General features: G+C 44.1%; 12 protein-coding genes. 7 read left to right on the top strand and 5 right to left on the bottom strand.

Translation table 11 applies throughout. From position 1 onward, the window contains the following. Window positions 1-191 precede the first annotated feature (191 nt). A complete protein-coding gene (locus H4I94_RS02180) occupies window positions 192-1322 on the bottom strand; it encodes an endonuclease/exonuclease/phosphatase family protein (RefSeq protein WP_261181243.1) in 1131 nt (376 codons plus the stop codon). A gap of 190 nt (window positions 1323-1512) precedes the next feature. Here H4I94_RS02180 and asd point away from each other — a divergent pair, with 190 nt between their 5' ends. The 5 genes from asd (at window position 1513) to truA (ending at window position 7538) form a co-directional block, all read left to right on the top strand. After that, entirely contained in the window at window positions 1513-2631 is a 1119-nt protein-coding gene (gene asd / locus H4I94_RS02175; RefSeq protein ID WP_261181241.1) for an aspartate-semialdehyde dehydrogenase, read from the top strand. A 139-nt stretch (window positions 2632-2770) separates the two neighbouring features. After that, complete coding sequence (locus H4I94_RS02170) at window positions 2771-4216, top strand: hypothetical protein (protein ID WP_261181240.1); 1446 nt, start codon at window positions 2771-2773, stop codon at window positions 4214-4216. A 71-nt stretch (window positions 4217-4287) separates the two neighbouring features. Beyond that, a complete protein-coding gene (locus H4I94_RS02165; RefSeq protein WP_261181239.1) occupies window positions 4288-5712 on the top strand; it encodes a hypothetical protein in 1425 nt (474 codons plus the stop codon). Window positions 5713-5759: 47 nt separating this feature from the next. Then, window positions 5760-6728, top strand: coding sequence for an asparaginase (locus H4I94_RS02160; protein WP_131272864.1), 969 nt, complete (start codon window positions 5760-5762; stop codon window positions 6726-6728). 12 nt (window positions 6729-6740) lie between these two features. Beyond that, window positions 6741-7538, top strand: coding sequence for a tRNA pseudouridine(38-40) synthase TruA (truA, locus tag H4I94_RS02155; protein WP_261181238.1), 798 nt, complete (start codon window positions 6741-6743; stop codon window positions 7536-7538). Between the two features lie 153 nt (window positions 7539-7691). Here truA and H4I94_RS02150 read toward each other — a convergent pair whose 3' ends face one another. After that, the gene (locus H4I94_RS02150) at window positions 7692-8699 is read right to left on the bottom strand and encodes an AraC family transcriptional regulator (RefSeq protein ID WP_086195313.1); all 1008 of its coding nucleotides are present in this window, start codon (window positions 8697-8699) and stop codon (window positions 7692-7694) included. 231 nt (window positions 8700-8930) lie between these two features. On the opposite strand from H4I94_RS02150, the gene infA reads away from it, so the two are divergent. Both infA and H4I94_RS02140 read left to right on the top strand, forming a co-directional pair. Next, complete coding sequence (gene infA, locus H4I94_RS02145) at window positions 8931-9152, top strand: translation initiation factor IF-1 (protein ID WP_001284370.1); 222 nt, start codon at window positions 8931-8933, stop codon at window positions 9150-9152. Between the two features lie 138 nt (window positions 9153-9290). Then, on the top strand, window positions 9291-9704 hold the full coding sequence (locus H4I94_RS02140; protein ID WP_261181236.1) for a hypothetical protein: 414 nt from the start codon (window positions 9291-9293) through the stop codon (window positions 9702-9704). Between the two features lie 62 nt (window positions 9705-9766). Here the strand turns inward: H4I94_RS02140 and leuB are convergent, their stop codons facing one another. The 3 genes from leuB to leuD form a co-directional block, all read right to left on the bottom strand. Then, window positions 9767-10846 (bottom strand): 3-isopropylmalate dehydrogenase, encoded by a 1080-nt coding sequence (gene leuB / locus H4I94_RS02135; RefSeq protein ID WP_261181235.1) that lies wholly within the window; start codon window positions 10844-10846, stop codon window positions 9767-9769. Window positions 10847-10890: 44 nt separating this feature from the next. Beyond that, window positions 10891-11454, bottom strand: a complete 564-nt coding sequence (locus H4I94_RS02130) for a hypothetical protein (protein WP_131272867.1) — start codon at window positions 11452-11454, stop codon at window positions 10891-10893. Between the two features lie 105 nt (window positions 11455-11559). Continuing rightward, the gene (gene leuD, locus H4I94_RS02125; RefSeq protein ID WP_092819075.1) at window positions 11560-12210 is read right to left on the bottom strand and encodes a 3-isopropylmalate dehydratase small subunit; all 651 of its coding nucleotides are present in this window, start codon (window positions 12208-12210) and stop codon (window positions 11560-11562) included. Between the last annotated feature and the right edge of the window lie 11 nt (window positions 12211-12221).

Raw genomic sequence — 12221 nt, 5'->3', positions numbered from 1 at the left:
TTTGTTATTGCTGTCCATTGCTGCATCATATCCATGATGACTTTCTCTCAGCCACCTGTTTCGTCTTCCATAATGGGATATTCCTTTCCCGGCTCCTTGGCTGATGAGTTTAGATTAAATGAGTTTCGAAAAAAGAACCATTCGCAATTGACCTAAAACAATGTAAGCCATTTCGTACACTTTTCTATTATTTAATCAACTTGCTTGATCCCATTTTTATAGGCCTGGGCAATTTCATCAGTGACTATTTTTTCCTCTTTTTCAGCCTTTTCAATGCCTTCTTGTATTGTCTCTTGTGCTTCCTGTTCATCGGCATCGGTTTGCTCCAACTCCTCTTGCACCTGTTCAAAAATCCGTCCTGTCTGTAAAACCACATATACCGGAAAATGGTCTGAACCGATATAGGGCAACCTTTTCATGCGCACCAAGGCAAAATCGGTACTGTGAAAAATATGATCCAGTGACCAACGCAATAAGGGATAATCGGCATGGAAGGTGTTCACAAAGTGCCGCCCCACCCGTGGATCGAGCAGGCCACTTATCCGCTGAAACAGTCGGGTTGTTCTCGACCAGGCCACGTCATTCAAATCTCCCATCACAATGCAGCTTTCATCCAGATCCTTGATCTGGTCACCCACAATTAATAGTTCCGCATCCCGTAAGGTTGAATCTTTCGCTTCAGTGGGGCTGGGCGGTTTGGGATGCAGGCAATAAAGCTGTACCGGCTGGCCTGAACGTAAAATGACTGTGGTATGAATGGAAGGGATCTCATCACTTAAGATGAACTTGACTTCGGTATCTTTCAGCTCTAAACGGCTATACAGATGCATACCGTATAAATTATCCAGAGGTACAGGCACCCGGTAGGGATAATCTTTTTCAATCACGGAAAGCGCTTTTTGCCAGACCCGGTCTGATTCCAAAGTTAATACCAAATCAGGTTGGTATTTTTGAATCTGCTCAAGCAGCAACTGGTATTTATTGTTTGTCGTCAGGACATTGGAAATAATCAGGGAAATTTGTCTGTCCGGATTCAGCTGATGTTTGCGAACATGCTTGACCTGCTTTTTCCAGATAAAGGTATAAGGCAGCACCATTTTGAGCTGGTACGCCAGTGCCGCCATCAGACCGATAAAAATAATTTTCCGTGTTAAATTCCAAGGCTGATCCCAGACCAGCAGTAGAATAAAAGCAATCACTCCTAGAAACAGAATTTGCAAACGTGGAAAATCAGCACCTCGAATCCACCATTCATTCCGTGGAATCAGTGACCAGAATGTCAGCCATATCACCAGAACTGCAATTATTTCCACCCAAATCATCAGCTTTACTCTTTTTATCTTGGTAATTTGATCTGCAGTTGAAAAACTTTATCAATTTTGTATGTAACATAAACAAGATATTTCGCTCAATAATATTGATGTTTTCATTATGTAGTACTTGCAGTCACGTCCCTTTTTGATACACTCGAATCCCTTTTGATTTTTTTTTAACGCACCGAGGCGAAGTGGCATGAAAGTAGGTCTGGTCGGTTGGCGCGGGATGGTGGGTTCCGTCCTTATGCAACGTATGGTTGAAGAGAATGATTTCGCTCATTTTGAGCCATTCTATTTTTCTACCAGTAATGCAGGTGGTGAAGCGCCTGCGTTTGGCGGTAAGACTGCCCCAGCACTTATGGATGCATCAGACTTTAACAGTCTGAAGCAAATGGATGTCATTATTACCTGCCAGGGTGGTGATTACACCACTGAAGTTTTCCCGAAACTGAAAGCTGAAGGCTGGAATGGTTACTGGATTGATGCGGCATCTACCTTACGTATGGCGGATGAAGCCATCATCGTGCTTGACCCAGTCAACATGAACGTAATTAAAGATGGTTTGGTGAACGGGACTAAAACTTTCGTTGGCGGTAACTGCACCGTTTCCTTGATGCTGATGGGCTTAGGCGGTCTGTTCCAGAATAATCTGGTGGAATGGGCAACCTCAATGACTTATCAGGCCGCTTCGGGTGCGGGCGCGCAAAACATGCGTGAACTCATCAACGGTATGGGCTATCTGTATAATAACACCAAAGATTTGTTAGACGACCCACGCTCTCCAATTTTGGATATCGATTCTAAAATTGCGGCATTACAACGCGGTGAAGGTTTCCCATCAGCAAACTTTGGCGTGCCTTTAGCAGGTTCCTTGATTCCGTATATCGACAAACAGCTTGAAAGCGGTCAGTCGAAAGAAGAATGGAAAGGCCAGGTTGAAACCAACAAAATCCTGGGTAACTCGCAGATTGTTCCTATTGATGGCCATTGTGTACGTATTGGTGCGATGCGCTGCCATTCTCAAGCACTGACATTGAAACTGAAAAAAGATGTACCGCTTGATGAAATCGAAGATATCATCGCAAGTGCAAACGACTGGTCTAAAGTTGTGCCGAACACCCGTGAAGCATCGATGACTGATCTGACTCCGGTAGCAGTCACAGGTACCCTGTCTGTTCCAGTGGGCCGTTTACGCAAGCTGAACATGGGTAAAGAATACCTGGGTGCATTCACTGTAGGTGACCAATTGCTCTGGGGTGCTGCAGAACCTTTACGCCGTATGTTACGTATCCTGATCGATTACAAAAATGCTTAATAGCTAAATGAAAGAAAAGCCGGTCACAATTGATCGGCTTTTTTTATGTATCCTTTATGTTAAATGTTTTACAATTCTTCAACACCTCGTTAATCTATAACTTTCGCAGTGCGATAAAAAAACCGAGCTAAAGATTAAGATGACCGTATATAACAAATTAAAGATAGCCATTTTAGCCATTATTGCTTCGCAGAATATTCATGCGATTACTATTGATCCTATTCAAGTTCAATCTGCAGCAGGTGAATTACTGTATGCAGAAATGAATTTCCGCAATGCTGATCCGCAGGCACAAATTCAGGCCAGCCTGGCCGATGCGGAAGATATCGCAACTTTAGGTGTTGCCTATCATGCTCCCGGACATCTCAATTTCTTTACCCGTCGCGATAGCTCGGGCAATGGTGTCATTACCATTACCTCGTCACGCCCATTAACGGATGCTGAACTGAACATTATTATAAAAATTCAGGAAGGCAATGCGACACGTTTACAGCATATCAGGACCCCGCTGAAACGCAGCCAGGCAAATGTTCAGGCCCGACTGTCAGGCAATGAAAAACCGTTAACCCCAATCACCATTGTCAGTGAAAAGGATATTGCATTACAACTGCCTGAAAGTACGCAATATCGGATTGAAAAACCACAAACGGCACTTCAGCAATCATTTGAAGCGCCATTAATGCTCCATAAAGCTGCTCCACCGAGTTTAAACAGTTCTGCTGCACCTGTGGTTATTTCTGTAATGGCAGTGCCATCTGTACAGCCGGTTCAAACTCCGCAAAATGCTCCGACTGAAAGCAAGAGTACCATTCCGGCAAAAATTTCAACAAAAAATGAAGCAAAAATTTCAAATAATTCAAATGCCTTAACCCCTAGTATCTCGACAGATCCTTTAGCCAGAAAATATGCAGCATCTGCACATCAACAAATGGCTAAACCCAAAGTAGCAGTAGAACCTGTAGCAGCTACAGCGCCGAAAAGCAAAACGGAAACAGCACCTGCACCATCGCCTCAGCCTGCCGTGACAGCACAGGCCAGCAAGCATGTGGTGCAGTCAAATGAGTCACTCTGGGCAATTGCATCACGTGTGGCCACTGAGCAAAATCGTCCGATTGGCGAAGTCATGAAACAAATCAAGGCCAATAATGAGCATGCGTTTATTCAAGGTGATGTGAACCGTTTGCGTCGCGGCGCCGCTTTGAATTTAAATACTGGGACCATCCCAAAAGAAGAGCCAAAAGCAAAAGTTGCCCATTTAGCCAAAGCACCTTCCAAACCGTCCAGTCAGTCGGCTAAGGCCAAATATCGCTTGAATCAGGCAGAAATGAGCCTGGTTGCAGAGAAAGAACAAGATTCAGCCAGCGGTTCTGCCAAAAAGAACACAGAAAAAAAGCAAACTTCAAATGAGTTATCATTAAAAGTTATGACATCGCGTGAAAAAACCGTTAAATTACAGAGAAACGTAACACAGTTAGAATTGGCATTGCGTAACAAGGATCACAGAATTCAACTATTAAATACTCGTCTAGCCCAATTGCAACAACAATTGAAAGCACAACAAGTACAGAAAAAGCCAACGCACTAAGGTGTTATACAATTTGATTTTTTAGGATTGGGTTTCATGGATAAAAACTCAATCCTGCAAGGGGTAACAACATGCTGCTTTATGTGATTCCGTTAGTAATATTAATTATTGTTTTGGTCGTTTTCAAAAAACGTCAAGACAGCCAAGAATCAGGTAAAACAACAACAGCTAAGGGCAAAACTCAAAAAGTAAGCTCAACTAAAAAAACAGTGACAAAAACAAAAGAAGTTGCTGATACTGTTGTTGCAAAGAAAAAAACCACCCCTTTAGCTGCCAATGTCCGCAGTAAAATTGAAGCCCTGATTCGTGAAAACAATTTTTTCTCTGCCGAAGCACAGATTAACCAGGCTTTAAATAAAGACAATTCACAGCACGAGTTGTATTTGCTGTTGCTGGACATTCACATCCTGCAAAAAGATGAATTTGCCATCAGCCAGCTGATTAATCACCTGCGCTCATTAGAACTGGATGATTTTCTGGAACAGGCGCTTGCTAAAAAAGCAGCCTATGATCAAGAAAGTGTCGCTCCTACCCCAAATCATGAAAGTGTAAACGCTAAAGATACGATTGAGTTTAAGCCATCATCAACTGTTACTAAAGCAGCTGAACCAGCGGTTGCAGAAACAAAAACTACGGCTGCTTTTGATGCTTTAATGAGTGATGCTGTTGCACCTGCTGCAACAAATGATCTTGCCTTTGATCAGTTACAGCAAGACCAGCTTGCTCCGCAAACCGCAGCCGTTGAAGAAATCAAACCTCTTGATTTCAATTCTGCATCTGTAGATTCAGCACCAAAAGCAAAAATAGCAGCTACTCCGGTTGAAGAAATCAAACCCCTTGATTTTAATACCCTATCTTTAGATACAGCAACCAAAGTTGAAGCCACCCCTGCTCCTGCTGAAGAAATCAAGCCGCTAGATTTTAACAACCTCAATCTTGATCCTGCACCTGTCGCAGAAAGCCAGCCAGAAGCTGCCCCGGCTCAAGAAATCCAGCCTTTGGATTTCTCATTTAGTTTAGACACTGCAACAACCGAACAACTGGCAACTGAGAAAGCTGCCAGTATTGAACCTGCTGTAGAAGAAAAACCTGAATTTAATTTTGATTTTTCCATTGCAGAAGTGCCAGCAGCTGAAACAAAAGTTGCAGCTGAAGAGACCACACCAAGTCTGGATCTGGACTTTAATTTAGAGCCTGCAAGCACGATTAAAGAGCCAGCTGCGGAAGTAGTGCCAGCAAAAGCTGCAGGCGTAAACTTTGATATTAGCAATATCAGCTCATCTGCAGCCAAAACAGATAAAAATGATCCATTGGTTCAATCCTTCCCTGAGCTGACTGAAGTGGATGAAATCAACCTGAATCTGGAACTGGCACAGCAATACATTCAGCTCGGCGCATTGGAATCGGCACGCGAATTACTGTCAGAGCAAGAGGCTGGCTATACGCCTGAACAACGCCAGCAGGCAGATCATTTACGCAATCAAATAGCATCTTAAGCGATTTCGATCTACTATAAAGCAGTCATCCTTGGCTGCTTTTTTTTATGATGAAAAAAATAGCATTAATCTATATGGGCGGTACATTTGGCTGTATTGGTGATCCACTCAGCCCGATGCCGGCCGGGCAATTTATTCCGAAACTGCAACATGTTCTCCCTCTCGATCAGCAGATCGAATGTTTTGTTGCACCGGCCATTCAGGACAGTAGTGCCTGTACAGCCCCAGACTGGCTGAAACTGGTTCAATCTATTCAACAGCTTCAGCTACAGCATTTTGAACATTTTGTGATTATTCATGGAACGGATACCCTCAGTTATGCCAGCGCCGTCCTGTCACGCTTTTTGGGCCAATCTGCACATGTGGTCATGACCGGTAGCCAGTATCCCCTGTTAAATACGGCGGGAGACAATACCCGCGAATTTACCGATGCGATTGACAATTTGAACTTTGCATTGGACTGTGTAGTTAAATATCCGGTAGGGGTTTATTTGGCTTTTCATCATCATTTGGTTCATGCCCAGACCGCATTAAAAATTCATACCACAGAACTGGATGCCTTTAGCGGAATCAATGCAGCCGAACCTATTGCCCATAGCCCCAGCTATATCGTCCATGAGGATGATATCAGCAAGGCTGCGACCTTTAACTGTTTAAGCCTGATGATGCAGCCCCTGGATTTGGTCCAGCAGATTGCCAATCTGCAAACCATTTGTCAGGCCCCACCAAACTTCCTGATTCTGCAAGGCTTTGGTACAGGAAATCTGGCAGTGAATGATCAACTGATTACTTGCATTCAAAAACTGCAACAAGCTGGCTGTGCGGTGATTTTAACCACTCAAGTGCCTTTTGGGGGAATTGACCAGCGTTATGCCATTAGCCAATGGACACTGCAAGCTAATATCATCCTGAGTGATTGTCTGGGACATGCAGATCTTTATGCAAAAGCACTAAAAATGTATTTACAATACGACGCTGTAGACCAATGGCAGGCTCATTGGCATGATCACGTGTAATTTGAGGTAAATATGCAACGTTTTGCGGTCGGTATTGAGTTTTGTGGCGTTCGATATAGAGGCTGGCAAACTCAGCAGCCTGGCGTTCCAAGCGTGCAGGAAACCATTGAAAAAGTGCTGAGCAAAATTGCCGATGAACCGATCATTTTGCACGGTGCGGGTCGTACCGATGCCGGAGTGCATGCCACCAATATGGTGGCCCATTTCGATACCCATGCCATCCGCCCGATTCGTGGCTGGCTGATGGGGGCAAACAGCCAGCTACCTAAAGATATCGCCTTTCAGTGGATCAAGCAGATGGACAATGATTTCCATGCCCGCTTTAAGGCTCAGGCACGCCGTTATCGTTATGTGGTCTACAACAATCCGCAGCGCCCCGCGCTTCTGCATAAACAGGTCACGCATGCCTACTATCCGCTAGATGTAGAAAAGATGATTGCAGCGGCGAAAAAGTTTGAAGGCACGCATAACTTTGAAAGTTTCCGTGCCGCAGCCTGTCAATCCAACCAGCCGGTTCGTCATGTCAAGCATTGTCGCCTGATTCAACATGGTTGCTATCTGGTGCTGGATATTCAGGCAGATGGTTTCTTGCACCATATGGTACGTAACATCATGGGCTGTTTACTGGAAATTGGTCAGGGCATGTATGATGTTGATCATATTGATAGCATTTTTGCCGCTGAAGACCGCAAAGCAGCAGGAATCACCGCACCACCGGATGGCTTGTATTTTATCCACGCTGATTATCCAGAACAGTTTGATCTGCCGAAAATGCCATTAGGCCCGCATTGGCTGAATATGCCGGAATAAAAAATATCTTCTAAATTTGAAATGTTCATTTAAAAATAAATACCTCCCCTAAACCCTCCTAACAGGAGGGGAAAATTCCTCGCGTTATAAACGCGTTTAGAAGAATCCCCCTTTGACAAAGGGGGATTTAGGGGAATTTTTTAATCAAAGAACTTAACGCTGCTTGCGCTTACGATACTCCACCGGTGTTTCATTGGTCCAGCGCTTAAAGGCACGATAAAAAGTGCTCGGCTCGGAAAATCCAGTGAGATAAACAATCCGTTCTACACTTTCCGCTGTATTGGCCAATAATTTCTTTGCCAAACGACAGCGATAATCAGACAGAATTTGTTGAAAACTGGTATTGGCTTCACTCAGCTGGGTACGTAAACGGCGCGGCGTAATATTTAAATGCGTGGCTACGGTTTCCAAAGTGGTTTCACCACTTTCTAAAGTCGAACCAATCGCGCGGCGCACTTCACCAACCAGATCATAACGCGCCAGCTCCTGCAGCTTTTCAATGGCCAGTTGCTCATGTAACTGCAACAGCTCCGGTTCTGCTTGCCATAACTGGTAATCTAAAATTGCAGGATCGAAATATAAACGGGTTTCTTTTTGCCCTAAGCTGACTGGACATTCATAGACCCGGAAATATTCATCATCAGGTGCACCCTGACTGAAATTAAAATCGATATAGATCGGCTGAAAACGACCTTCGGTAATAAACTTGAAGAAACGCAATACGCCGGATAGCGCACATTCGGAAAAATGCCGATTAACGATATTTTCGCCCCAAGGTTGCTCACCATTGGTCAAATAGCAACGGTCATCTTCAATCACCAGCTTGGCATGAAAAGCATCACTGATCAGGCGCTGATAAGCCAGAGCACGCTTCAGCCCTTCACCGAAGTTTTCACTGGAAATAAACAGGTGTTCAATCACTTGCCCACGGTATAAAGGCAGGTGTTCACCCAAATGCAAACCAATATCGGGATCTTTACTGACCTCTTCCGCAGCGACCCAAAACGCATATTGAGCACTAAGCGGGGTACGGTCATTGGTTTCGACCTGATTTAAGGCCACACCAGCTTTCATTAAAATTTCTTCAGTTGGCAAACCTGCACGACGAATGGCTTGATAGCCCAATCGTAAAACAACTGATGCATCAGTTAGCTGACCCACGCAAAGACCTTCCTTGTATGTTCTTCATTTATACTTAAAAAGATTGATTTTAGATTAACTGCGATTGACCAAACTGACAACATGGCAATGCGCTTTTTTACAGAAAATCTGTATACGGAGGGTTCGCTTATTTAACTGACAGATGAACGAGCAAAGCCGCATTGCGCCTTGTTTTATGCAAAAAAATTGACTATAATTTGCGCCTTTCCAATTTATTCATTCAGGTAGGCTATGGCCAATAAAGAGGAACTCATCGAGTTCGAAGGCGTTGTCACCGAGACGCTTCCTAATACTATGTTCCGTGTACGTTTAGAAAACGGTCACGAAGTGATTGCCCACATCTCTGGTAAAATGCGTAAACACTATATTCGTATTTTGACCGGCGACAGTGTGAAAGTAGAAATGACGCCTTACGATTTAACGAAGGGTCGTATTACTTATCGTGCACGCTAAGTTTTAGCGTAAGCAAAAGCCACTTAAACAGTGGCTTTTTTTTATTGCAATGACCATTTACCGACCGTGTATCAAATCACAACGTTCATTCAAATTTCTCTGTTTAAAATAAAGTTTTATTTCAATGGAGAAAAGGCAATGTCATTTCTTCACACCTTCGGTCTTTTTGCAATTCTGGGCTTAATGATGAGCTTGTTGTATGGCTGCTCAACATCACCGACAACCAGTGCACAACAACGTGATGCCTATTTACAGCAATTTATCGGGCAGACCAGTCAAAGCATTCAGGCCAGGCTGGATTTAAACAGCATCGGTTACCAGCAGGTGTTAGCGCCTATTGCAAATGATCAGACGCTCACTTATACCGTCATTCGTCCTGTCAGCACTCCGCTACCGATGGCGCAAAATCCTGCCGATATTGATGCCGGCAATATTCCTGTACCCGTGACGCCCCGATCACAAAGCTATGATGTCAACTTGCAATGTAAAATTATCTATCGCTTAGAACACAACATTGCCACATCGGTTCATTACACTGGCCATACCTGTTAAAACCCTCTGAAAAGGCCATAAAAAAACGCAGCTCATGGCTGCGTTTTTTCTGTCAGGCGAACTTAATTCAATGCAGTAACCACGGCCTGGCCCATTTCAACCGTACCTACCTGAGTATTGCCTTCTGACATGATGTCGCCAGTACGTAAACCTTGATCCAGTACATTGCCTACCGCATCTTCAATGGCTTGCGCTGCAGCTTCTTCACGGAAGGTATAACGCAGCATCATCGCCACAGAAAGAATGGTCGCTAACGGGTTGGCAATGTTTTGGCCTGCGATGTCAGGTGCTGAACCATGACATGGCTCATACATACCTTTACCGTTTTCATCCAGTGATGCAGATGGCAACATGCCGATCGAACCGGTCAGCATCGCTGCTTCATCAGACAGGATGTCACCGAACAGGTTGCCGGTTACAATCACGTCAAACTGCTTAGGCGCACGTACCAGCTGCATTGCAGCATTGTCGACATACATGTGCGACAGGTTAATTTCTGGATATTGTTCAGCATGTAACTGGGTTACGGTTTGCTTCCACAATTCAGTCACTTCAAGGACGTTGGCTTTATCGACTGAGCAGACTTTAGCACCACGAAGTTTCGCCATTTCAAATGCCACTTTCGCAATACGTTTGATTTCTGACTCTGCATATACATCAGTGTTGAAACCCTGTTTTTCACCATTTTCCAGTTCACGGATACCACGTGGCTGACCGAAGTAGATACCCCCGGTGAGTTCACGAACAATCAGGATATCTAGGCCTGATACGATTTCAGGTTTCAAGCTTGAAGCACCGGCAAGTTGCGGATAAAGAATTGCTGGACGCAAGTTTGCGAATAAATTGAGTTCGCTACGTAATTTTAATAAGCCGCGCTCTGGACGGATTGAACGTTCAATCGTATCCCATTTTGGACCACCGACCGCCCCCAATAAAATGGCATCGGCTTTTTTCGCCTGTTCAGAAGTTACTGCTGGGTACGGTTCGCCATGCGCATCAATCGCTGCACCACCCAATAAACCCTGTTCCCAAGTCAAACCCAGATTAAATTTTTCATTCACGCGTGCAAGCACCTGTTCAGCTGCTTTTACGATTTCAGGACCAATACCATCACCTGGTAAAATCAAAATATGTTTTGACATGAGTGTTTCCATTTATGAAGTCGATGCATTCCATCGACGGGATTTTAAATTTTCTTTTCCACAAACTCACCCAGACCGGTCAAGGCATTGTAGGGTCTGCAGAAACGTCGGATTGTCTTGTGTTCTTGCAGGAGATCTACACACAAGGGTTCAGGTGCAGATACATTCAGCAAGCTGCCCTGCTGTTTGTTGCGTTCACGGTACATTTTAAAAATGTAACGCTGCTTCGGCTTAAACTGGTGAAAAACATGAAGGATTTCGGCACGATCCCTGGAAATCGGATAAAAGCGGATCACCACTTCATGTTGCCCCGGAGGGATTGAAAGATATAACGCATTCGGCTGACTTAAGGAGTTTGCCTGTAAACGTAAAATACCCGATTCAACCGCAGCACTATTTACACGGCGCTGGGCTGCATCAATAATTTGAATTTTATTTAAACGTTCAAATTCACAGTTTGCAGTACCCGCACAGTAAATCAAGGCATTCGTTTTACTACTTTCAGTTTCTTTTACATGTTTAATCCGTACTGTATCAATGCTTTGGCATGCACTTAAAAATGCGGCCACAAGACCCAGTACAGCAAGCTGACCATAAACTTTTGTCATTGTTCGAGCCCAACCCTCACCAATTAAAGCCAACTAAATATTTTTATGGATCCGATATTAGCAAGAGTTAGGCCTGGATACTACTAGCGCTGAAAATTCAAGTAATTAACCATGAATTTCCTGAAATACCCAAGGACGTGACTGTTTGGTCTTTTCTTCATAGGCACGAATATCATCCGCAGCCTGTAAAGTTAAGCCAATATCATCCAGACCATTCAACAGGCAGTGTTTGCGGAACGGATCGACTTCAAATTTAAAGCTCTCACCCGATGGCGTACGTACTTCCTGCGCTTCCAGGTCGATGGTTAACTGGTAGCCTTCAGTTGCCGCACATTCTTTAAATAACTGATCGACGATTTCTTCAGACAAGATCACCGGCAACATGCCATTTTTAAAGCTGTTATTAAAGAAAATGTCGGCATAGCTTGGTGCAATCACGGTACGGAAACCGTATTCGTTCAACGCCCATGGCGCATGCTCACGGCTTGAACCGCAACCAAAGTTGGCACGTGAAATTAAAACTGTCGCACCTTGATAACGCGGCTGGTTCAAGACGAAATCTGGATTCTTAGGACGTTTTGAGTTGTCCTGACCTGGATAGCCTTCATCCAGATAACGCAATTCATCAAATAAGTTTTCACCAAAACCGGTACGTTTGATCGATTTCAAAAACTGTTTTGGAATAATTAAATCTGTATCGACATTGGCACGGTCTAATGGTGCAACGATACCTTGTTCAACGGTATATTTTTTCATGTTTATTTCCC

The sequence above is a fragment of the Acinetobacter sp. T_3_1 genome (assembly GCF_025377055.1).
GTDB lineage: Bacteria > Pseudomonadota > Gammaproteobacteria > Pseudomonadales > Moraxellaceae > Acinetobacter > Acinetobacter kookii.
Note: the sequence above shows the minus strand (reverse complement) of the source record. Positions and strands in the feature narration are given on the sequence as shown.